Raw genomic sequence first — 22,072 nt, 5'->3', positions numbered from 1 at the left:
TTCCTTGCCGTGGAGCGAGGAAAGGTACTTCTTCTTCTCGGCCTCGTCCTCGAAAATCACTACGGAATCCCTGGCCGCGTCCGGAAGCGAAAACACCAGCTTGCGCCGCCCGGCTGTGAAGCCGCGGGCGCTTTCGGAGAAGGAAATCCCGTTCTGCACGAGCTTGTCGCGCACGATTCTCCTGAGCGCGTTATGCTTCGGGTCGCCCCAGGCTGAAAGGCCGTACATCCCCAAGTGGCTCTTGACCAGCCCCTTATCCTCCAGGCGCTTCATTATGGCCTCCACGTTCCCTTCGCTCACGTCCATGCCTCCCAGGTACTTCCTCAGCCCGATTCCGACTTCGCGGGCGTGCAGCGGAACGCCTTTCCAGCCGAAGCGCCTCTCGCTCTCGAGCATCGCGTCCACCACGTTTTTGGAGGAAAGGCTGAGCTCTGGATTTGCGCCGGGAACGCTGTCCGGGACCAGTATGCGGTAAACCGGCCTTTTTCCGAGGCGGATGAGCACGTAGAAAATCCCTACGAGCAGAATTCCGACTCCCAAGTACTTGAGGTAGAATCCAAGGATATCATCCTGGCTGTTGCTGTACGAAACCCGGGTTTCCTGCCCGAAAATGGAAATGACGAACACGCTCCTGCCCTGGGGAAGCTCTGCGAGGACCCTGAGTCTCCCGTTGCTCACTTTCTCTGCCACCGTGTTCTGCGAGCCTTCTATTCCAACCACCGCGTCCGCGTCAGCGAGCGGCGCGCCGTCCAGGATCACCAGGAACTCGTACGAGTTGCCGTAGGCCCTGGATAGGGAAATATTGAGGTCTTTCACGTGCACGCGCCTGGCCCCGAGCACGCCTGACTGGTCGATTACCTTGATTATGTAATCCCCTGAGGAGTTGAACGAAAGCGGAATCACGAACGCCTCGTCGCCCCTCACCCTATCTAGTTCAGAGCTGGAAATCCTGGTTCCGTCCTTTTCCGCGACGAGTTGCGAAACACCTGTGGAGAAATTGAGCTCTACGGTCATGGTGGCTTTTTCCCAGGGGAAAATATCCGAGCTTCCGGCTATGCGCGCCCTGGGCTGGGGCATGGGCCCGGAATCGTATGCAGGGAGCATCCTGAGCCAGGTTCCGTTGCTCCGCGCCACGAACACCGTGCTCCTTCCCTCGCCCGAATACTGGAAAACCGAGCGGTTCCTGACTGCCCAGGAGTTGGTCCGTATGTCGTCTATCAGGGAATAGTTCTTTTCAGAATAGAATTCATCGAGGCTTTTCTCTACCACGGTAATGCGCGGCCTGGTGGAATTCGAGAGGTTCGAGAACCAGTCCATGCCCACAAGTTTTTCAGAGTACACGAGGTCCTTGCGGCCTATGTAGATTATCCTGTTCTGCCCGGAAAGGGAATCCAGCAGGGGGAGCGCGTAGGAAGGCATCGCTCCCGAGGGGATTATGATTATGCTCCAGTTTTCCTGCGCCGGAGCTTCGGAAAGCGAATCTATTTCCGTGATTTTGAACCCCTCCTTCTCCAAAGGCCTGAGCAGGTCGAGGAAGTAGGAGTACCTTTCTGTCCCCAAATAGTCGCGATTGAGCACGAGAATCGAGGATTTGGGCTTTTCGGAAAGCGAGAGGAGCGTCGCGGTGCCGGAACCGTTGTACGCTATGACCGCGTAGCCGTAGTCTTCTGCGAAGCCCAGCTCGAGCGGGACCGCGGTCCCTGCTGTGGTGGTGTTTTCAGTGCCCTGGGGCGCAGGCTGGGCTGGCTGGAGCATTACTGCAATCGCGAGGATTATTAGGCCGAGCAGGATGGCAGCGGCCCACTTGTAATTCATATTTTTACCCTTGCCTTCCTGAGCCATCCCAGGTCGTTCTTGTAGAACGTCCTGATGTCCGTGAGGCCCATGAGCATCATGAGCGGGCGCTCCAGGCTTAGACCCCATGCGAGCACCGGATAAGTGTTAGCCAGCGGAATCGAGACTTCGGGCCTCATTATGCCCGCCCCGCCCATTTCCACCCATTCCTTCCTGGGCTCGAAATAGGCTATTACCTCGAGGCTGGGCTCTGTGTACGGAAAGTAGCTCGGCCGGAATTTTATGCGCTTGAATCCCAGCTTGGAATAGAACTCGGTTAAGAGGCCGAGCAGGTCCCTAAAAGTTGCATCCTCCCACGCGACTATTCCTTCCACCTGGTGGAACTCGGCGAGGTGCTTGTAATCCGTGGCCTCGTTCCTGAACACTCTTCCTATTGCGAAATATTTTTTCGGCGCGGATTTCATGGACGCGAGGTGCCTCGCGCTCGCGGCGGTAGTGTGCGTGCGGAGCACCCTTTTCCTGGCCTCGCGCTCGCTCCACGCGTATTTCCACCCTTTCTCGTGCGCTTTCTTCACCCTTTCCACGAGTTCCTTGCCCGGAAGCTCCTCGCTCCCTTCCAGATAGAATGTGTCCGCGAGTTCGCGGGCCGGGTGGTCCTGGGGCTGGAAAAGGGAGTCGAAATTCCAGAACGCGCTTTCCACGTAGTTGCCTTCCATCTCCTCGAACCCCATGTCCGCGAATATGTCCCGTATCCTGTCCATGGCTATGGAAAGCGGGTGCGCCTTGCCTATGCGGGCGTCCTTCGAGGGAACGGTTACGTCGTAGGGCTTGAACTTCTTGCCTTTCCAGGAGCCGGTGCGGAGCATTTCCGGAGTGAGCTGCGCTATGCCTTCAGGGGAAAACTCAGCTGAAAGCCCCTTTTCGGTTATTTCAATTGTGATTTCTTTTTCGGTTTTTTCAACCAGCAGGCCGCGTTCAATCAGCTCCGCAGCAGAAAAGTAATCGTCAAGTTTCGCACTCTGCCCTTCCTTGACGTCGAGATTTTCAATTTTTGGAATGAGCTTCCCCCCGACAACTTCGACCCACCCCTTTTTCTTGGCCCACTGGATGCCGTACTGCTTCTCCTCCGGGGACAAGTCCTGGATTGTTTTGCCGGCGCGGGCTTTCCTGTAAACGTTCAGCTCCGGAAAGCCTTCTTTACGGTATCTTTTCAATTCCGGCGTGGGCTCGGGAGGCAGCGATTTCACCTTGATTTCTTTTTTCACCAGTCCCTTTTCTTCCAAGGATACGAGCGGGCGCATTATGCCCGCGGGCTCTATTCCCACTGATGAAGCAAGCTCCTCAAGGCCCATCCTCCTGCCCTTTTTCAGATGGGAAAGCATCTCCGCCTCGTACTTGTATTCCATCAAAAGCACCTATCTCCTGGAAAGCCGAAGGTAGAAGTAAGCCAGTATCAGGAAGACCGCTATACCCACGGCCGCGAAGCCCTCTGTGCTCACCAGGCTCGCGCGTATGCTGTTCTGGACCTCGGAGAAGAACTGGAGCACTTCCTTGTCCAGGCTCTGCTCGATTTCGTACTCGAACGAAAACTGCACGAGCGTGAGGCCGTTCCAGCTCAGCACCCTTGAACGCAACGGCAGCTTCGCGCCGCTCAAATCATGCGGGAGCGGATTGAGCGAAGTTATCATGGAATTCGGAGGCGGGGTTATCGCAAGCGTGGTGTCCTTGTCGAGCCTGATGTCCCCGCGCTCGGTGCGCGGGAGGTTGAACGCGCCCCCGTTGAGCGTGTAGCGCGTGGTCCTGGGCTTGTATTTCTCAATCTGCACCAGGCCGGTGCCGTTTATCGGCTCGCCGTACTTGTCGTAATATGGGTAAACAGAGTAATCCAGTATTATCTGGCCGTACCACACGTCCCCTGCTGAAAGGGATTTTTCCAGGGGCTGGGGCCGGATTATGAGGTCCCGCACGTCCGAGTCCTTAGTGCTTACGTGGGCCTTTATCTCGCTTATGTTCGTGATTTCCTGCCAGCCCGCGAGCGTGTTCTTGTCGTAGCCGGTCTCGTAGAGCTGCATGCTGTACTGGCTGAACACGATGAGGTTGAGGCGCTCCTCGACTATGGCGCTCCCGTCCTCGCTGATTTTCACTGCGATTTCCTGGTTCTGGAGCTGGAAGTTGGCGAACACCACGGACGCGACAAGAAGCAACGACAGAAGCTTTCTCATGGGTTCGGATTCGTGGGCTATTTTTAAAAACATAGTGGCTAAACCTATAGAGGGACGCACATGCTCATAAGGAACGCGACCGCGTACGTGGACTCCGAATTCAGGCAGACGGACATACTTATTGCAGATGGGCGCATCGCGAAAGTGGGAAAGGGGCTGGATTCAAAGGGCGAAGAGATATTGGACGCTTCAGGGCTGGTCGCGTTCCCGGGCCTCATAGACATGCACGTGCATTTCAGGGAGCCGGGGGAAACCTGGAAGGAGGATTTCAAAAGCGGCGGCTCTGCTGCGGTTGCAGGGGGCTACACGCTCGTGTACGACATGCCGAACAACGTCCCGAAGCCCACTGTAACCAAGGGGGCGCTGGAGGAGAAGAAAAGGCTCGCGGCGAAATCCCGGTGCGAGGTGCGGTTCCACTTCGGCGCCACTGAGAGCAACCTGCAGGAAGTGAAGGAAGCGAACCCTGAGAGCCTAAAGATGTATCTCGGGATGACCACGGGCAATCTGCTCATGCAGGATGAAAAGAGCGTAGCCGCGCACATGAAAGCCTTTCCAAAGGAAAGACAGGTATTCGTGCACGCAGAGCCAAGGGAAATCGGGCTGGCCGTGGGGATTGCGGAAAAGGCGAAGCGGAAGGTGCATATCACCCATGTGCCCAACGAGGCAGTGCTCGGGGCGGCGAAGAAATGGAAGCTTGCGACTGCTGACGTGACGCCGCACCACCTTTTCCTGTGCAGGTCGGATTTCGAAGACGGGGACTGCAGGGCGCTCGTGAAGCCCGGGCTGGAAACCATAGGGGCTGTTTCGGAATTGTGGACGAGGCTGGAGGAGATAGATGCGGTTGCGACAGACCACGCGCCGCATACGCTCGAGGACAAGAGGAAGGGCGCGTTCGGATTCCCAGGGCTCGAAACTGCGCTTTCGCTTTTCCTGGACGCTTATTCTAAAGGGATGGTGGACCTGGGCTGGATAGCCAAGCGATTTTCGGAAAATCCGGCCAGGATAATGGGCCTGAAGGATTACGGGCGCATCGGGCCTGGTTATGTGGGGAACATAACACTCGCGGATTTGAAGAGGGAGTGGACTGTGCGGGGCGCGGATTTTTGCAGCAAGTCCAAATGGACTCCTTTCGAGGGGAAAAGATTGAGGGGCAGGGCGGTTAAAACCATCATCAGAGGGGAAACCGCATTCAGTTTGGAATGAAGCTTGGGAATCAAAATCAGGCTGAACTTTTTACGTAGATTATTCCGCCGTTGGAAAAAAACTCGAGCTTGTAGCTGTTGCCACCCGAGTATTTCATCGGGCTGTCGAACGGGAAGCTGGTAACCTGCGAAACCTGGCTCCCGTCGCTGAGCGTGATGAGCACTTCGCCCCCGCCGGCTCCCAGGGGCCTAAATTCCAGGGTGCGCACCCTGTCAGGGAGCGTGAATTCGGACTTGAGGGCGTTCCCGCTACCCATGTACCCGAGGGAGTTGGCTATGAAAGCGAGCTTGGACGTGAGCAAACGGCTCTGCATGCCGTCTATGTCCCTATTGAGCTCGCTGGTCTTGTAGTAGACGAGCATTATTAGGGGTATGAAAAGCAGTACCACGAAGCCTATCACTACGAGCAGTTCGGTGCTTACCTGGCCTTTCCTCATTCAATATCCCTCTCGCGCTTCTTGAGCTGCATTTTCTCGCTTTTTGCTTTCTCAAAGATTATTTTTAATTCCTTCGAAATCATCGCTACCGCTTCGCCGAGCTCGTGGGCCTCGCATTTGAACGCGACGTGCCTCCCGTTGAGGTCCATGTGGACAGTGGCTTCGTACATGGTCTTGCCCTTCTTGAAGTGCACCGCGAGGTTGTCTATGTTGAAGGATTTCTCGAACTTCTTCACCGAACCGAGCACGCCTTCCTTTATCCGCCCGTAGTAGACGAGGTGCTCCGGGTCGAGCCCGCTCACCATGACGTCCTTCTCGTTTTCGAAGAGCCTGCGCACCACCTTGAAAACGTCGGTTGCGGATATCAGGCCCGTGGGCTTCATGCCGTCCAGGATGACCAGGGACGAAACTCCTTCGGACGCCATTTTCTCGGCCGCCTCGTCCAGCGTGAAGGTTTCGGGCACCGAAGAGAACCGCTCCCTTAGTATATCGTCTATCTTCTTGGATTCCGAGCTCGTTATCTGGCTTATCACCTGGTAGCCCTTCCTTTCCCTGGGCTTCGAGAAAAGGCCTGCGAAATCGAATGTTGATATTACTCCGACTGCGTTCTCGCCGCTCGTCACCACTAGGCGGTGGACGCCGGTTTTCTTCATTATGGTCTTCGCGTCGGCAACCGTCTGGTCGTGGCGTATCGTGTACGCCGGCTTGCTCATGAACTGGTAGACCTGGACGCGCGGGACCAGCTTCAGGGAGCACAGCTCGCGGAGCAGATCCGAACGTGAGGTGGAACCTACTATCTTCCCCTTCGGGTCAACTACCGGGAGCGCCTTGAAATGGCCCGAGAGGAAGGCGTCCATGCGCTCCTGCACCGACGCTCCGGTCTGCACTGTGGGGGATTTCACGCTTGCGCCCTCGCATTTCGCCCTGCTCGGGTCGGCAATGCCCATGCTCATGTTCCTGTCGTCTATGAGGCCGAAAAACCTGCCGCCCTTCATTACGAAAACCGCTGTCCCGCTCCTTAAAATCTCGTCAATGGCCTTCGACAGGGGCTCTGACGCGTCGAAAACCTTAGCTTCTGTTAAATCCACTGGAACCACCCGGAACTGAATGCGAACCCGCAAGCCTGCATTGATTAGGATTAAAAACTGAATATTTTAAAACTCGCTTATGCAGGCGAAACAGGCGCAGGGCAAACTGGAAGCATCGGGCGCTGACTTTGACGAGGAGCCGGCTGAAGCTCCGGAGCCTAAACCAAGCCGCAATGTCTCGGCCAACGACATAGAGCGCATGGTGCTCAAGCCCACGTGGAAGGAGATGCTCCTGGAGATGATTGCGAGCGAGCGGCTCGACCCGTGGAACATAGATATCACGGTGCTCGCCAACGGGTTCCTGAAGCGCATAAAAAACATGAAGGATTTGGAACTGCACGTGCCTGCGAACGTGATACTGGCGGCCGCGATACTTCTCAAGTACAAGAGCAACGTGCTCAATTTCGCGGTTGAAGCCCAGCCCGAGGAAGTTGCGGAGAATTACGCGCCAGAGGAGATACCGCAGATAGAGCTGGTTTCGCGCATACCGCCCAAGGGCCCCATAACCATGGAGGACCTGATGCGGGAGATGGAGAAGGTGATAAAATACGACAACCCGGCTCCTCCGAAACTGAAGCCCGCGGACGAGATTATGAATCTTCCTGCCCCGAAATTCGACATAGAGGAGCGCATGGACAGCGTGTTCACGAAAGTGAAGGGGAAGGTTGACGGGGAGGGGTGGACCACGTTCTCGCAATTGCTTGACGGCGGAGGGGTGGAGGAGATGGTTTACACCCTGCTGCCCCTGCTCCACCTTTGCCAGAGAAGGATGGTGGATTTGAAGCAGGACGAATTTTTCGGAGAGATTTTCGTGAAGAAAATCGCTTAGCCCAACTGATTATTTGATTGGCTTTCGCGGCTTTTCCGGAATTACCATCCCTACGGCAAAGTAAGCAATGTCGAAAAGCAGTATCGCGAACAGGTAATCCCATCTCCCAATCAGCGCGAATGCAAGTGAAGCCAGCTTGAGCGCGGGTCTTATTGCCGGATTCCATCCGAGCGGGTTGGATTCATCTATGAACGCCGCGATGAGAAACGCGAACGTGTCGAAAAGCCGGAAGTCCGCGATTCCGAATATTGCTGAGAAAAGGAGCGAGGCTGAGAAGCCGAGCATGTGCACCGGGCGATCCAGTTTTCCCGCAAGGAGCTGGGCGAACAGCGCGGCAATCCACAGGGAAGAGAATGAGGAATAAGAAATTATGCATCCGCCTATTATGCCGTAAATTATTGCGAGGATGTATTTTACAGGGGAATTGTTTTTCAGCACGTCCTCGAGCTGGTCCACGATTTTCACGAGCATGCCCATCAGGGCGGCGAGAGAGTAGTAAATCACAACTTCAGCCCCGCGGCCAGGAGAGGGAATAGTATCGTAGCTTCGCCATCTACGGTGATGTGGTTGGCTTTTTCCGAGATTTTGCCCCAGCTCACTGCTTCTGAGCTCCGTGCGCCGCTTAAACTCCCGTCCCAGGGCTGCGCCGTGGTGATGTAAACCGCGTAATCGAATCCGCCGCGCAGGATGTTCACTCCTATCGCGTGGTGCTTTGAAATTCCGCCCCCCAAAATTATTCCTCCGGTTTTTTCCGCGTTCAAGGTTATGGACGCGAGCTGGTTCATGTCCTTTGTAACATCAATCCCGAAGTCCTTTCTTTTCTGCTTGTAGAAATAGGTTTGCAGGCCTACCGCGCCGTCCGTGATTCCCGGGCAGAAAACCGGGATTTTGTTTTTAGCGCACCAGTAGAGGAAGGAATTTTCATCCTTTAGGGAAGCGCCCATCTCAAATGCAAGCTCGCTGGGGCTTATCGTCTTGTTCTTTTCCTTGTAGAGTTTTTCGAAAATAGGCTTTATTTTTTCTTCAAAAAGGACGTAATTTTTCGTGGGCGCGAGGATGTTTCCTATGCGGTTTATCTCTTTTTTGTGCAATTGCGCATCGTCCATGTTGAAGTCTCCGAGTTCGTAATTGGAATGCGCGCGGATGAAATCGTGCTCTATCGCGCCTGCGGTTGTGATTACCAAATCAACGTATTTCCTTTTGCACAGGCCTGCGAAAATTCCCCTTAATCCTGAAGCGACCATGTTCGCAGTGAAAGTGAAATAGATTGTGGCTTTTTCTTCCTTCATTTTATTTGCTATTTCCACTGCCTGGTTGAGCTTCGAGGCCTGGAAGCCCGCATTTTTGAATTTGGAAACTAATGTTTTGGTATTCTGCAAATCCTCTAGCCTCAAGTCCTCGATTTTCATTTTTATCAGTTTAGAGTAGGCCGAAGAGAGTTTTAAAACCTAATTAGACACAGAATATGTAGGTAGGGATATCCTCTGTGCAATGAAAGAGATTAAACCAGCGAGGGGGTATCTGGGAAGAAGGGGGCGAGCTGGTACTCAGATGATAAGAAGCCCCCTGTCCGCCTCAGTAGCTCAGTGGTAGAGCGTCTGTTTCGTATAACCCTTCAGGGGGAAGCGTCCCCCTAAAGTGTTTAATCCCAAGCAACCCCCTCACAATGAGGGAATTGGGGAAGAAACAACAGAAGGTCGGGGGTTCAATCCCCTCCTGGGGCTTTTCTAAATTCTACAAAAAGTAAATAAATTATTCTGAGATATTGCCCTGGTGATGCCGTGGCAATAGCGTATCTGAGTTTCGTTGGCCTGGTGCTTATCGCACTGGGATGGATTCTCCAATTCCTCCACCTTTCCAAAGGCAAAAAGGAGGTAATAAGGGCTTTGCCGGCAGCGAGCGCGATGGGAATTGCGCTCCTTATGATAGATTCTTATCTCAGCGGGGCAACGGACATACTTGCAGGAAACCTGCTCACATTTGTTGCGTCAGTGCTGGTGCTCATCAAAATAAAGTGAATCACGAATAGGCCAATCTTCCCTCCAACTTAGGAGCAAGGTTCTGGCGGGTGGACAAATATTCCTGGAGCACGCCCTGCGCAGAAGTGGAAACGACTTTGGATTTTCCTGATTCCCTGAGCTCTTCCAGGCTTATGTCCAAATAGGGCTTGCAGTTGTTCATGTGGTAGCCCTGCATGCATATCCTATAAAATCCAGAATCCGAGACCGGCTTTCCTCCCACGCTGAGTTCTAGTTCGCCCGCGCTGTAAACAGCCTTCACGCCAGAATTCACCTGATAGCATTCGCCTTCGGAATTGCGGTTTTCTGGCCGCATTATGTGCCTGAATATTTTCCTGAGCTGTTTTCCGTTTATCTCAAATCGGTTCAGGCTGTCGTCGTAGGGGAAGCAGCGCTGCACGTCTCCCAGGGTTACCATGGGCCCGAGGCTTTTCGCCCGTATGGAGCCTGAGCCGACGAGCATGATGTCGCACTCTGCTATTTCGGCGAACGCGTCGGCTATCAGGTTTCCCAAGGAGGTTTCAACCTCCCTTTGCGGATGCGTTGCCTCGCCCACCAGCCTGCATATCAGCGAGTTGTATTTCCGGTCTATAATGTCCTTGTAGGATTTGATGTACTGCGATAGCGCAAGGTCGGGCTCGGCAATGCCGCCCTTTATGTCCACCAGCCTCCATTTGTAATCCACTATGCTGTTCGTGTCGTCGTCCACAGTTATGTCGAACCTCCCTATGTGGTCGCTCCCTACTCCGGCCTGGGCGATGAGAATGTTGTTCACCCTGGCTGGTTCGCTGAGCACGGTGTGGGAATGCCCGCCTATTATCATGTCCACGCCCCACTCGGGCCTGAGCATTTTGGCCAGCTCGATGTCTGATTCGTGCCCTATGTGTGTGAGCAAAACGGTCAGGTCTATGTCGTCGTTCTTGTAGCTGTCGGTTATTTTTCCCACTTCAGAGCTGGCTTCCTCCAGAGTGATGAAGCTCCCCACCAGGCTGTCGCCCTTGAGCGAATCCAGTATCTTCTCGGTTATTATGCCTATGAACATTATGCTGAGCCCGGCTTTTTCGATTATGTGGAAGGGCTTCATCAGCCTTTTGTAGTATTTTTTTATGTAGAGGTTGCTGTTCACTATGGGGAAGTTGGCCATCTTCTCGAGAAAAAGCAGGTGCGGCAAGCCATAGTCAAACTCATGGTTGCCCAGGGAAACCACGTCCGGAGCCAGATAGTTCATTATCTCCACCGTGGAAATTCCCTTGTATTCAGAATCGATGAGCGAGCCCTGCACCATGTCCCCGGAAACTACGTAAAGCACGTTTTTCTCCTCTTTCCGGACCTTGTTTATGTAGCCGGAGAGGAGCGCGAGGCCTCCGAGCGCATCTTCGTGCGCAGGGCCGCTTTCCGAGAGAAAGTCCCCGTGTATGTCGTTGGAATGCAGTATGGTGAATTTTTCCCTTTTCATTTTCCCACCCGTAAGATTAATTGAAGCTACTGACCTTTGGCGTTCGCTTCTATGAGCTCTTTTGCTATCTTGGCCGCGAGTTTTTCCTCGCCTCTCGGAACCGGGACGCGCACAGTGTAGAAGTTCCTGCTTCCCTTTCCGAGCGTGGAATAAGTGATTTGGAGCACGTTCTGTCTTCCTTCACGCAGTATTACATCCTCGAGCGAAGAGCCGAACAAAGCCCATTCCTGCAAAACGCCGTTCAGGAAAACCCCTTCGCGCGAAATGTACGCTTTCCCTGGGCCTGCGCTGTTGCGCCTGTAATTGAGCAGAGGGACCAGGTACGCGATTATCCCTATTAGGATTGTGAGCGCGACCATGATTCCGAGCACGAACAGGCCGCTTTCCTGGTCAAAGAGGAAAAAAATAATCCCTAGAAAGAGCGCGATTCCGGCCACGATCAGGAATAAGCCTTTTTTCTCAGAGCTTTCCTCCCTGAATTCCTTTTCAGCGTAGGATTTCCACTCCTCCGGGGCGTATTTCCATACTGCGAGCAGCCCCTCGCCTTTGAGCATGCGCCCCAAAGTGCGCGAGCGCATGAAGAAAACCGCTGCGGAAACCGTTGCGAACACGGAGAGGAAGAAGAATATGCAGCTCACCCCGTAGCCCCAGTTCATCATTTCCTCGTCTAGTATGAAGAGGCAAACAGGCACTGCGAGGAACAGAATGGCGGCGAAAAAAGAGATGAGAGCCGCGTTTGTTTCCGGATTTCCAGGAGCGTCCATGTCCGCTTTTAATGCGCTGCAAATTTAAAGTTATTCGTGTTTAAGGAATCCATGGCGGAATCGATTGTGCCCTCGAAGAAAGTGGAGGAGAAAAAACCTTCTTCCCTGCTGAACCTCCTGCACATAGCGCTGGACACGTACGACGACATATTCTCGGATTTCGACCCTTCGGGCTACGAGCACCGCGTGCTTTCCGACGATTTCGTTAAGGAGATGCAGAAGAGGTACGTGGAGAACAAGAAGGGGGACGTGGAGATAAGGTTTTCCATTCCTGCCGTGATGCGCTCGGCGCGGATTGAGAATCTCATAAAGAAAAGGCTCAAGGGGTACTTCCAGGTGCAGATAAAGGAGCTGGACGTGGAGATAGGGAAGAGGAAGGGCGCGGGAGCGGTTTATTTCGTCGTAGGGTTCGGGGTGCTCCTGCTCACGTATTATTCGGAGGATCTCTTCCCGGTTTCCCACAGCGTGCGGGTGCTCGCCACGCTTCTCACTCCGCTCGGGTGGTTCGGCATGTGGGAGGGGCTGAGTTTGTTCGTGCAGGCTCCGATAAAATACGAGGAGCAGAAGAAATTCTATTCCAAATTCTGCAAAGCCAATTACGTGTTCATAAACGAGGAGGACTTCCTCAGGGAGCTTTCCGAGGCGGAAACTGCAGACCTGGCCAGGGCCGAGCTTAAAGCCGAGGCTAAACCTGAGCAGAAGAAGGCATGAACGCATTTTAAAATATTGGAATGCTAATCACCGTGCCACAGATGTTTATGCGCAAGGGTGGCGGTTCAGATTTGTCGACATTTCGACAAATACCCGCCAAGTCGCTGACGCGACTCAAGCCCTTGCTCACTTCGTTCGCAAGGGTGGCGGAGTTCGGTCAATCGCGCAGGACTTAAGGCTCTGTTCCGGAACTGAAAACCCGGAATTGGAAACGGAAATCCTGTGACCTAGCGTCTACGGAGGTTCAAATCCTCCCCCTTGCACAAATTTCTAATTTTTCGAGCCAAGATTGAAAATGCTCCATTTGAGGTCTTTCGAGTTTTCCAGCTCTCTGGCAATGCATTCCAGGATTTTCTTCCTGAATTCCATGTATTTCTCGCGCCCGATTTCCACGTTTCCTACCGCGTATCTCAGGCTTTTCGCGTTGAAGCAGAACATGCAGTTGCTCGATGCCTCGCAGTTGTGCGAAAAATAAACATCAGAGCATTCCCTGCACGAATCAAGCTCGAAGCAGCGCGAGAGCTTCACCGAGTTGTAGCAGTTCACGCAGAAGTCGCAGTCCAGCACGCTCTCGCATCCGAACGCGTAGGCGGTGCTCCTGGGCCAGAAGCAGTAGGCGCAGTATTTCGCGTACACTACCGGAGAAGAGCGGTAGCAGTTCGCGGAATCCGAGGAGGTGGGGCATTCCACCAGATTCAGGTTCGTGCCGTCAAAATATTCGGAGGTGAAGAATGCAATCTTCCCGATTTTCCCAGGGGCGTTTGAAATCCGCAGGCTTTCCGCGTCGGATTCAGAAAGCCTGAGCGGAGGGCCGAGCTCCTGGGATTCCGAAGCCGTAAGCAGCCTGTCGCGCGGAAGCCGGAAATAGCACGAGTAATCGCGCCTGAAGACCGGCAGGCCGCTTGCCGCGGACCGGCATTTCTCCTGGGCGCGGGTGTAGCGCTGGAGCCACGCGGAGCAATCGTCCAAATCCAGGCGGACTTTTGCGTTGAGGAGCAGGGAAAGCGTATCGGAAAAAGCGGACTGGATTGGGGATTTGTCTATCGTAGGTCCCGGAACCGGCTCGTACGCTGATGCGAACGAAGCGGGCTTTTCGAAACCGCTTTTTTCGACCATTTCAACGAGCGAGGGGATGCGCTTGCTCTTTTTTAGCCCTTCGGCTATCTGCGAGATTAGGGATTCCTTTATCGAGAAATATTTTTCTTTTCCGAGCGCGAGATTGCCTATCGCGTGCCTTGCGTTCTTCAGGTTGAAGCAGAAGAGGCATTCCTGGCAGCCGTTCAGGTTGTGCGAGTAAAAGCAGTCGGAGCAGTTTTGGCCCATCCAGAGTTCGAAGCAGCGCTTGTCCTTGAACGTCTCGTAGCATTTTATGCAGAACTGGGATTCCCCTATGCCGTTGCAGCCGAAGCAGTCCTGATTCAGGCGGCCGAGCGTGGAGTAGGCCACGTATTTGGAATCTGCGAGCGTCCCGGTTTCGTGCATGTAGAAGCTGTCGCTTATGTTGGAGCTGTCTTCCACGAAACCGGAGTTCCCGAGCACCACGTTGCCTGCGTAGTAGAACCTTTCCGCGAGAGCTGGAACCAGCGTGTCAATATCCTTGAGTTCATCAATTTCCAGCGGCTTGAACCTTTTCTTGAAATCTATCTCGTCTAAGCTTATCCATTTGGAGTTTGGGGCATAAGACGGGATGGCGTAGGAAGTGCTCCTGCCCGAAATTGAGGATTTTCTTGGCATTATCGGGTCGTTGTTCTGCCTTAGCCAGGGCGCGTATTCCCTGAGGCTTCCTAATTCGGATTTGAACAGGATTCTGCACGCGCTGGCCCATCTTTTTTCCAGAACCCCGAAAGTTTCCCCGCTTCCCATAGGGATATCGCTCGCCGGATATATTTGAGGATTGCTTGGGCATTTGTCCAAACTCTGCGCAAAATCAGAGTTTTTTCCTGGCCAGTTCGCGTATCACGAAGGGCATCAGCTTGGACTCGGCCCTCCTGAGGCGCTCCTGCACGCTCCGCCTGCTTATCTTGACCGTTTTCGCGAGTTTCTCCAGTGTGGAGCCGCGGGGCCACGAGTAGTAATCCGATATGAGCGCGGCCTTGAGCGCCTCGATCTGCTTGTCCGTGAGAGAAGGGAGGTTGGAGAGCGAGCCGCTCTTGAATTCCCCCACTTTGAGCACCTTCACGTCCCCTACTGCAGAGAGTTCGGAGAGCATCCTGCCCATGTTCCTGGGTTCGGTTGCAAGGACGCGGTGGACTTCAAAGCCTGCTTTTGCGGTCACGTTGGATGTGTAGGTTACTCCGCTGGAGAGCACGGCGTCGTATGTTGAACTCGAGCCCTTGAAGCGGAGCAGGATGTGCGCGTTAGAATCTGATTTCTCCAGGACGCGGAGCTTTTTTGTCTTGGAATCGTGCTTCACGTAAGCCAGGTATTCATCCAGTTCGGAAGGAGAATGGGCGCCCACGCGCCACAAAAGGCTGTAATCCAGCCTTGCGGGGCCTTTAGAGAAATAGACTACGGGACTCAGCTGCTCAAGCGTTATTCCGGGAAATTTTTCCGAGCTTATGCTGGTCTGGCAGTCGTGATGGTACACACAGAGCTCGGCGAGCTTCGTTTTTCCCATGTTGTTTTATTGTGCAAACCGTGATATTTAATGGCTTGCCTTCATGCCTCTTTAGTTCATTTAATGCTCCATTTTATCCCTAATATTGCATTCCAGGAACCGGCTTTTCCGATATTTTCAGGCGCTCCGAAATAGCGACCCTGAAGAAGCACGGCCAAATGCTTCGTTATAGCAATATTGAGTTCCGGTTCAAGATAGACCGTATTGGGTTTGCTTGCATAGTCGGCAAGCAGCTGCGCCTGAATTCTTTTTGATATCTCCTGGGACATGAAAAGGAATAATTGCGGCCCTTTCTTCCCGCCCACACCCAAAGGCATTGCTGAAACCAGCGTGTAATTCCCTTTTCCAAGCATGGGGGTGAATGCAATTCCGGCTCTTACGCGGTTATCTCCGTTTGTCAGGAGGTCTTCAACGATTACGTGAAAATTGTTTCCGATGCCTTGGGTAACTCTGAGCTTAAGGAAAGCGCCCTGCGCAAGATCCAACGGCTTTTCCTTGGTACCATCCAACTCGGCAAAACCATAAAACTTCAGCTTGTCGGTTATTGAAGTTCCGCCCTCTAGGGTTGCGGTGGTGCTTTGGTTTGTGCTGTAGCCGAATCTGAAATTTGCCCATCCATCTTGAGCATGGACTTTTGCTGGAGTGAGCAGGGAAAGCGCAACTCCACCTGCAATTGCCGCGGTGCGGATAAAACGCTTCATGCGCAAACCACGGGGTTTCTCGCTCAACGGTTCGGGATTTTTGGTGTGCATCGGCCTTTTTTCGGTTTTGGTTTCCAGCAGGTTTATTTTCATCATATCATCACCTTTTTGGAGTTTTTTGTTATTAGTGATTGAACTATGTGGTTTTCGATATACTTAATACGCTTTAGGAAAAAATGAAAGAAAAACGAAAGATATAATAAATTTATTTGGATAAATTACATATGCACCTGGACAGGAAGGATAAGGAGCTGCTTACGCTTCTTTACCTGGATTCGCGCATGAGCTTTGTGCAGATGGGGAAACAGCTCAAGTTGAGCCCGGCAACCGTGGAAAGAAGACTGAGGCAGTTGAAAAAGGAGGGATTGGTTTCCCTTCTTTTTGCAGATGTAGATTTTCTCAAGATGGGGCTCAGGTCTTACAGAATTTACTCCAAATTCGAAGCGATGGACGAAAAGACCGAGCAGGAGGTAATGGGATTCATGCACGCTTATCCGAGAACGCTCTGGGCCACGGTGTGCGAAGGCGAGTACGATGTGTTATGGAGGATAATAGCTGCAGATGAACGGGAGGTAGAGGAAGCCGTATATCTGTTTATGAACAGGTTCGGAACCAGGATTGTTGAAAAAACTGTCATAACTACCACGTATCAATTGTATTTGTCCTGGAATAAGGCGCTTGAGAGCCCGAGGCACAAGCAACTGCCCATGGAAAAAATCAGCCCGCCGGAAAAGGTTGATGGGATTGATCTTAAGCTGCTTTCTGCGCTTTATGCGGATTCCAGGGAAACCACGGTTGCACTGTCAAAAAAAGTCGGCCTCACTCCGGATGCTGTACAATACAGAATAAGGAAGCTCGTGGAAAGGAAATTCATACTCGGATACACCGCATGGTTTGATGCGAAGAAGCTTGGGTTCAATTATTACAAAATGCTCATAAGTTTCAGGAACGCGACCAAAGAGGATGAGAAGCGGTTCGTGGATTTCTGCGCCCAGTGCGATGACGTGGTGTTTTTGAACAAGGCGATAGGGAGTTGGGACATTGAGGCCGATGTGATAGTGCGCAATAATAGCGAATTGCACGAGTTTACGAGAGATTTAAAAACAAGATTCGGGAACGTGCTGGGCAAATACGATTTTATAGCTGTCATAGATGAGAAGATGCTAAATCCACTAAGATAGCTGAATACTGCCGGCAAGGCAAAGGTTGAAAAGGATGAGGTGAATAGGAATTTCGGTGAGCACATGGGAATGAAGGAGTGCGTATTGGTTGTTGTTGCCTGTTTTCTGCTTTTGGGCTGCGTCCAGCAGGGAGGTGTTGGGACAGGACAGGGCCCTAATCTCAGCGGAGGGCTGCCTGAAGTGAAGAACATCATCCCGTTGAACATGTGCGGGGACGGGACCTGCGACCGGATAGAGAACAGCAGCGGAATGTGCCCCCAGGACTGCGAAGCGGAAAACCTGGGAGCTGATTCGGCGAACCAGACTATTGATGGCAAAAACGCGACGCTCTACTTAGGTTTCATGGTTCACCTCGAGGGGTGGGACGACACCGGAAGCAACGCCAGTTTCCAGAGGCACACCGAAGCGGTGAGGAATTATGCGGACGTTTTCGAGAAGCACGGGGCGAAGCTCACGCTTGAGAGCAAGGAATACACGGACGGATGCATAAAATGGAACGAGAACGTGCTCAAGGAAATGGAAAATAGGGGGCATGGAATAGGGGTGCATGCGGATGCAGGAGTAGGCACGAATTACACTTATGTCACTTTCTTGGACGAGCTGAAAGCGGGGAAGGCGGAGCTTGAGACGCTGGGAGTGGAAGTGAGGCACGTTTCAGGGATATGCTCCAAATTGGATTGGGTGAGCGCGGCAAGGGATTCTGGCTACAAATTCGTAACCGGGCAGGTCGCGTACTGCGTTTCTTCAATGCCGCCCGGAGTAAGGCCTGCCGAGTACAGGGATTGTCCGAGCCCGGCCGCGTGCCACCAGGTGTTCCCTGGGGAGCTTGCGAATAGAACTTACCCCTGGAGGATGGAGAACGGCGTAGACTGGCTCACGGATGACGCGCAGAACGGGAAGGTGGTCATGCTCCCTGCGAGCGGCGGGCTGAGCTGCATGTGGGAGGAAAAGAGCGGGAACAGGAGCGGGCAGAAGTGCGAATTCACAAAAGAGGATATCAACGCCTCCATTGAGGAATTGGAGCAGGCGATTGCGCTCTCGGAAGAGGGCAGGGTGAACACTTATTATTTGTCCAACAGCCTTGGTTCCGAACTGAATAGCACGCTGCTGGACGAATGGCTCGCGAGGATAGACCCGTATGTGCGCTCTGGAAAAGTCGAGTGGAAAACCCTGCCTGGAATGTACGATGCGTATATGGAATCCAAGTGAAAAGGGCAAACTGATAAATAGAATAAATACCCCTTTTATCCGTACATTCCGCCGGTAGGGCCGGTCTTCTTGCCCAAGGCTTTTGATTTCACCGCGCTCTCCTTCGCGCCCTGCGCAAGGGTGCGCGCTTCCCTCTCCAGCTCGACCGTGTTTATCGGAACTTCGATTATTTTGGACAATACTTGAAGGGCGTTGGAAGCGGCTTTCGGGTCCACGAAGTCAGGGCTGGCTTCAGCAAGCACTGCGAGCATGGAATAGCCGGAAAGGCCGCTCACTGCGAGCAGGGTTCCTGTAACGCCGGTCGTGGCGCCTTCCTTTATGCTCCTGCCGACTTTCTTTGAAACCAGCGCGTTCACGTTGCTCTGCTCGTTTCCCACCAGATAGACCGCGCTTTCGCTTTCCCTCAGGGATATGCCCCCGACCGAGATTATGCGGGTGGCCTTGAGCTCAGACGCGAAATCCATTATTCGGTGCGCGAGGTCGTGCGAAACTGAAACAGGAACCACTATTTCGCCCATTATCACCATTATGTTGAGGCTCTTCGAGTAGTAAATGCGCACGGGTGGAAGGGGTTTGTAGTTGTGGATTGCAGCAAGAGGCGCGAAATCGCCGCTGCTTATGTAGCCCACCATCTCGAAGCCGTTCTTTTCCACGAAATAAGCGGTAGCGACGCTCCCTACAAGGCCTATCCCTGGAAAACCGACTATTATTAGTGGGTTTTTGGCGTCGAAGCTGGCGGTTTTAACTATGTCCACAGTCATGGGCATATAAAACAAATCAACTTTATAAATATTGGCTGGAAAAACAATGCATGGCAAAACAGGTAATGATGCCCATGAGCAGCGCCGGAATACTGGGCGTGGGCTCGAACATGGAGCTTGCAGGCATAAAGGTCAGCCCGAAGGCCGTGCTGGCGGCGGCGCTGGCGTTCATCTTCGTGATAAAGATAGCTGACAAAGTGCTCGCAAATTAGGGCAAGTATACTTTTTTTAAAGTTAGCCTGGACAATAGGTTTATGGACGCCTTATTTGAAGACATACTCGAACAGCTCAAAATTTGCGACCTCGGGACGCTTCACAGCCACGAGGAGACCATCCCGGGGAACCTGCTCAGGCTGAAGGAGGCCATGCTGAATATAGGCCAGCTGGTGGACCCTCTGCTCGTGGACAAGAAGAGCAGGGTGGTGCTCGACGGGAACCACAGGATAAAGGTCCTGAGCATGATAAAGTGCCCCAGGGCGGTCTGCCAGTTCGTGGATTATTCAAGGCCGGACATAAAAATCGGGACCTGGTTCCCTGTTTCTGAGAAGATTGCGTTCGAGAACGTGAAAAGCGCCGGGCTCAAGCTCGATGCAGTGGACTTCGAGATTGGATTGAAGAGCCTCGCGGACAAGAAAGCGCCGTTCATGATTGCCAAGAAAAACAGCGGGAAAAAGGAATACGCGCTCGTGGAGCCGGGCTCCTATGATTTGGACGGATTGATGGCTGAGCAGAAGAGGGTGCTGGGGAAGCTTAACGGGGGCGAAACTTCATTCCAATACTACTCGGACGAGGAGGCTTCGGGGTGGGTGGAAAAGGGGAAAACCGTGATGTACAGGAAGGTTTACACTAAGGAAGAGATAGTGGAACGCGCGCTGGAGGGCAAAGTTTTCAGCCCGAAATCGACGAGGCACGTGATCCCTAACAGAATCATTAGGCTGAACATGCGGCTGGGCTGGCTGCACGAGGGGGAAACTGAAGCAACGGCGTATCTGGAGCGCATACTCAAGGAGCGCGTATACAACGGGAACATAAGGAGATACTCTGAGCCGGTAATAGTTATTTACTGATTGCGCGCGGATTGCCTGCGCACGTGAATTTAAGAGGTGGAAAAATGGTTTTGCTAGCCCCGGGTCCGGTGCCGGTCCTGGAAGAGATAAGGAATGCGCAGACAAAGGAGATGATTACGCACAGGTCAAAGGATTTCACCGCGCTTTACGCGGACTTGTGCACGCGGTTTAAGGGCTATTTGGGCGCGCAGGAAGCGTATGTGATAACGGGCTCTGGGGCGCTCGGGCTGGAAGCGCTCATGGCCAATCTAACGTTCAAGAACGAGAAGATGATTTGCTTTCCGAACGGGGAGTTCGGGGAGAAGCTGGTGGAGACAGCGAAAATTTACACTATTGCCGAAGCCGGGGCCATAGAAGGGGGAAAGGGATGGGATCTGGAGCGCGCGAAGGGGAAGATAGATGGGAGCAACGCGCAGGTGCTGGGCATGGTCTACAACGAGACGGGCTATGGGCTCAGGAACCACATAAAGGAGATATGCAAATACGCGAAATCAAAGGGAATGATTACCATTATAGACGGGATTTCGGCATGGCCGGGCACCGAATTCAACATGAAGGAGTTCAATGTGGATGGGTTCGTTACAGGGAGCCAGAAGGGGATTGCAGCTCCGCCTGGAATGGCGCTCCTGGGCTTGGGCGCTGATGCTGTGGAGAGGTTCTCGAAAAGGGAGAGCGTGCCTTCTTATTACATGGATTTGAGAAGGCACAAGAAAAGGTATGAAAAAGACCAGCAGACCCCGAATACTCCTGCGGTTTCGCTCTTCTGGGCGCTCCAGGAGGCCTTCAACGTGCTGGACAAGGCAGGCGGGGTTCCTGCGGCTGTGAAGAGGCATGCTGAGGAAGCGGCTTACGTGAGAAAGAGGCTTGCAGGGATGGGGTTCAAGCTTGTTGCTGAGCCTGGCTTTGAATCTAATACCGTTACGGGATTCGTGTGCGATAGCCCTGAGCAGGCCAAGAGCATAAAGGAAAGGGTGGACAAGGAGTTCGGGTACAAGATTGTGGGATGCAGGGGCGTTTACGCCAACAACGGGCTTAGGATAGCGCATATGGGCAACTTCAAGCACGAATGGATGGTCGGGTGCCTTGATGGAATAGAAAAAATAGTCAAATGAAGGGATGGAAAGGTACGGAGGGAACTCCGGATGATTTTATGAAAATCGTGATTGCGGACAACATGGAACCGGAAGTGGTCGAGGAAATAAGGAAATTGGGTGAGACTGCGTACAAGCCCGTGGATTTGAAGGGTGCGATTGCGGACGCGGATGCGCTCGTTGTGAGGAGCGCGACCAAGGTGGATGCGGATTTGCTCTCTTATGCGAAAAAGCTCAGGATAGTCGCAAGGGCTGGCGTGGGGCTGGACAACGTGGATGCGAAGGAATGCGAGAAGAAGGGGATAAAAGTGATAAATACTCCTGGGGCTCCGAGCAATGCGGTCGCTGAATTGTGCATCGGATTCATGATTATGCTGCTGCGGAACGGGGGGAAGGCGCACCTGCAGATGAAGAGTAAAATTTGGGACAAGAAAGGCCTGACTGGAAGGGAAATAATGGGTAAGACGCTCGGCATTGTTGGATTCGGGAGGATTGGGGCGCTTGTGGCTGAGAAGGCGCGCGCGCTCGGGATGGATGTAATCGCTTACGACAGGAGTGAGAAGAAGAGCGCTTTTGTCAAGTTTGTGGGTTTGGATGAATTGTTCGCGAAATCGGATGTGATAAGCCTGCACATGGCTCTCAGGGATGAGACCAAAAATCTGGTGAATGCGCAGAGCATAGGGAAGATGAAGAGCGGGGTTTGCATAATAAACACTGCGCGCGGCGGGCTCGTGGACGAGAACGCGCTGTACGAGGCGTGCAAATCAGGAAAAATCGCTGGAGTCGCGCTTGATGTTTACGAGCCTGAGCCGTATTCAGGGAAACTGCTCGAATTGGAGAATGCTATTTTCACTCCGCATATAGGGAGCTCCACAAAAGAGTCGCAGGAACGGGTTGGGAAGGAGCTTGTGCAGAAGCTGGTGG

The 22,072-nt window shown here is 53.2% G+C and carries 23 protein-coding genes and 2 tRNA genes; 12 read left to right on the top strand and 13 right to left on the bottom strand.

Features of this window, described 5'->3' with window-relative positions:
* The 3 genes from WC488_01235 to WC488_01225 all read right to left on the bottom strand — a co-directional run.
* Positions 1–1,815 (bottom strand): hypothetical protein (locus WC488_01235; GenBank protein MFA5077028.1); only part of this gene is annotated, 1,815 nt, incomplete at its 3' end.
* Positions 1,812–3,200, bottom strand: coding sequence for a phenylalanine--tRNA ligase subunit alpha (locus WC488_01230; protein MFA5077027.1), 1,389 nt, complete (start codon positions 3,198–3,200; stop codon positions 1,812–1,814). The genes WC488_01235 and WC488_01230, both read right to left, overlap by 4 nt.
* Before the next feature lie 9 nt (positions 3,201–3,209).
* Positions 3,210–4,016: a hypothetical protein gene (locus tag WC488_01225; protein ID MFA5077026.1), complete on the bottom strand. Its 807-nt coding sequence runs from the start codon at positions 4,014–4,016 to the stop codon at positions 3,210–3,212.
* A gap of 60 nt (positions 4,017–4,076) precedes the next feature.
* Here WC488_01225 and WC488_01220 point away from each other — a divergent pair, with 60 nt between their 5' ends.
* The gene (locus tag WC488_01220) at positions 4,077–5,219 is read left to right on the top strand and encodes a dihydroorotase family protein (protein ID MFA5077025.1); all 1,143 of its coding nucleotides are present in this window, start codon (positions 4,077–4,079) and stop codon (positions 5,217–5,219) included.
* A 16-nt stretch (positions 5,220–5,235) separates the two neighbouring features.
* Here WC488_01220 and WC488_01215 read toward each other — a convergent pair whose 3' ends face one another.
* Both WC488_01215 and WC488_01210 read right to left on the bottom strand, forming a co-directional pair.
* Positions 5,236–5,655 (bottom strand): hypothetical protein, encoded by a 420-nt coding sequence (locus WC488_01215; GenBank protein MFA5077024.1) that lies wholly within the window; start codon positions 5,653–5,655, stop codon positions 5,236–5,238.
* Entirely contained in the window at positions 5,652–6,743 is a 1,092-nt protein-coding gene (locus WC488_01210) for a CBS domain-containing protein (protein MFA5077023.1), read from the bottom strand. The genes WC488_01215 and WC488_01210 overlap by 4 nt, the downstream gene beginning before the upstream one ends.
* Before the next feature lie 79 nt (positions 6,744–6,822).
* Here WC488_01210 and WC488_01205 point away from each other — a divergent pair, with 79 nt between their 5' ends.
* On the top strand, positions 6,823–7,572 hold the full coding sequence (locus WC488_01205; GenBank protein ID MFA5077022.1) for a segregation/condensation protein A: 750 nt from the start codon (positions 6,823–6,825) through the stop codon (positions 7,570–7,572).
* Between the two features lie 9 nt (positions 7,573–7,581).
* Here the strand turns inward: WC488_01205 and WC488_01200 are convergent, their stop codons facing one another.
* Positions 7,582–8,076 carry a hypothetical protein gene (locus WC488_01200; protein MFA5077021.1) on the bottom strand — a complete coding sequence of 165 codons (495 nt, stop codon included), beginning with the start codon at positions 8,074–8,076 and terminating at the stop codon, positions 7,582–7,584.
* The gene (locus WC488_01195; protein MFA5077020.1) at positions 8,073–8,987 is read right to left on the bottom strand and encodes a deoxyhypusine synthase; all 915 of its coding nucleotides are present in this window, start codon (positions 8,985–8,987) and stop codon (positions 8,073–8,075) included. Before WC488_01195 ends, WC488_01200 begins: the two co-directional genes overlap by 4 nt.
* A 157-nt stretch (positions 8,988–9,144) precedes the next feature.
* Here WC488_01195 and WC488_01190 point away from each other — a divergent pair.
* Positions 9,145–9,296, top strand: a tRNA-Thr gene (locus WC488_01190).
* A 57-nt stretch (positions 9,297–9,353) separates the two neighbouring features.
* On the top strand, positions 9,354–9,590 hold the full coding sequence (locus WC488_01185) for a hypothetical protein (protein ID MFA5077019.1): 237 nt from the start codon (positions 9,354–9,356) through the stop codon (positions 9,588–9,590).
* A 1-nt stretch (position 9,591) separates the two neighbouring features.
* Here the strand turns inward: WC488_01185 and WC488_01180 are convergent, their stop codons facing one another.
* Together WC488_01180 and WC488_01175 are read right to left on the bottom strand one after the other, a co-directional pair.
* A complete protein-coding gene (locus tag WC488_01180; GenBank protein ID MFA5077018.1) occupies positions 9,592–11,046 on the bottom strand; it encodes a bifunctional UDP-sugar hydrolase/5'-nucleotidase in 1,455 nt (484 codons plus the stop codon).
* 26 nt (positions 11,047–11,072) lie between these two features.
* Positions 11,073–11,810 (bottom strand): hypothetical protein, encoded by a 738-nt coding sequence (locus WC488_01175; GenBank protein ID MFA5077017.1) that lies wholly within the window; start codon positions 11,808–11,810, stop codon positions 11,073–11,075.
* A 51-nt stretch (positions 11,811–11,861) separates the two neighbouring features.
* On the opposite strand from WC488_01175, the gene WC488_01170 reads away from it, so the two are divergent.
* Both WC488_01170 and WC488_01165 read left to right on the top strand, forming a co-directional pair.
* Positions 11,862–12,521, top strand: coding sequence for a hypothetical protein (locus WC488_01170; protein MFA5077016.1), 660 nt, complete (start codon positions 11,862–11,864; stop codon positions 12,519–12,521).
* A gap of 137 nt (positions 12,522–12,658) precedes the next feature.
* A tRNA-Leu gene (locus tag WC488_01165) sits at positions 12,659–12,784 on the top strand.
* A 7-nt stretch (positions 12,785–12,791) separates the two neighbouring features.
* Here the strand turns inward: WC488_01165 and WC488_01160 are convergent.
* The 3 genes from WC488_01160 to WC488_01150 all read right to left on the bottom strand — a co-directional run bounded on the left by WC488_01160 (position 12,792) and on the right by WC488_01150 (position 15,935).
* The gene (locus WC488_01160; GenBank protein ID MFA5077015.1) at positions 12,792–14,384 is read right to left on the bottom strand and encodes a hypothetical protein; all 1,593 of its coding nucleotides are present in this window, start codon (positions 14,382–14,384) and stop codon (positions 12,792–12,794) included.
* A 64-nt stretch (positions 14,385–14,448) separates the two neighbouring features.
* On the bottom strand, positions 14,449–15,138 hold the full coding sequence (locus tag WC488_01155) for a helix-turn-helix domain-containing protein (protein MFA5077014.1): 690 nt from the start codon (positions 15,136–15,138) through the stop codon (positions 14,449–14,451).
* A gap of 56 nt (positions 15,139–15,194) precedes the next feature.
* Entirely contained in the window at positions 15,195–15,935 is a 741-nt protein-coding gene (locus WC488_01150) for a hypothetical protein (GenBank protein ID MFA5077013.1), read from the bottom strand.
* A gap of 128 nt (positions 15,936–16,063) precedes the next feature.
* Here WC488_01150 and WC488_01145 point away from each other — a divergent pair, with 128 nt between their 5' ends.
* Both WC488_01145 and WC488_01140 read left to right on the top strand, forming a co-directional pair.
* Positions 16,064–17,020 (top strand): Lrp/AsnC family transcriptional regulator, encoded by a 957-nt coding sequence (locus tag WC488_01145; protein ID MFA5077012.1) that lies wholly within the window; start codon positions 16,064–16,066, stop codon positions 17,018–17,020.
* A gap of 63 nt (positions 17,021–17,083) precedes the next feature.
* Positions 17,084–18,229, top strand: coding sequence for a hypothetical protein (locus WC488_01140; protein MFA5077011.1), 1,146 nt, complete (start codon positions 17,084–17,086; stop codon positions 18,227–18,229).
* Positions 18,230–18,264: 35 nt separating this feature from the next.
* Here the strand turns inward: WC488_01140 and WC488_01135 are convergent, their stop codons facing one another.
* Positions 18,265–18,990: a PAC2 family protein gene (locus WC488_01135; GenBank protein MFA5077010.1), complete on the bottom strand. Its 726-nt coding sequence runs from the start codon at positions 18,988–18,990 to the stop codon at positions 18,265–18,267.
* Between the two features lie 50 nt (positions 18,991–19,040).
* Between WC488_01135 and WC488_01130 the strand changes: the two genes are divergently transcribed.
* The 4 genes from WC488_01130 to WC488_01115 form a co-directional block, all read left to right on the top strand.
* A complete protein-coding gene (locus tag WC488_01130; GenBank protein ID MFA5077009.1) occupies positions 19,041–19,202 on the top strand; it encodes a hypothetical protein in 162 nt (53 codons plus the stop codon).
* A 42-nt stretch (positions 19,203–19,244) separates the two neighbouring features.
* On the top strand, positions 19,245–20,057 hold the full coding sequence (locus tag WC488_01125; GenBank protein MFA5077008.1) for a hypothetical protein: 813 nt from the start codon (positions 19,245–19,247) through the stop codon (positions 20,055–20,057).
* 44 nt (positions 20,058–20,101) lie between these two features.
* Complete coding sequence (locus WC488_01120; protein MFA5077007.1) at positions 20,102–21,169, top strand: aminotransferase class V-fold PLP-dependent enzyme; 1,068 nt, start codon at positions 20,102–20,104, stop codon at positions 21,167–21,169.
* 38 nt (positions 21,170–21,207) lie between these two features.
* Positions 21,208–22,072, top strand: an 865-nt coding sequence (locus WC488_01115; GenBank protein MFA5077006.1) for a hydroxyacid dehydrogenase, incomplete at its 3' end; no start/stop codon positions are given.

Source organism: Candidatus Micrarchaeia archaeon (assembly GCA_041650355.1).
In the GTDB taxonomy this organism is placed as follows: Archaea; Micrarchaeota; Micrarchaeia; order Anstonellales; family Bilamarchaeaceae; genus JAHJBR01.
This window is presented reverse-complemented; position numbering and strand designations above follow the sequence as displayed.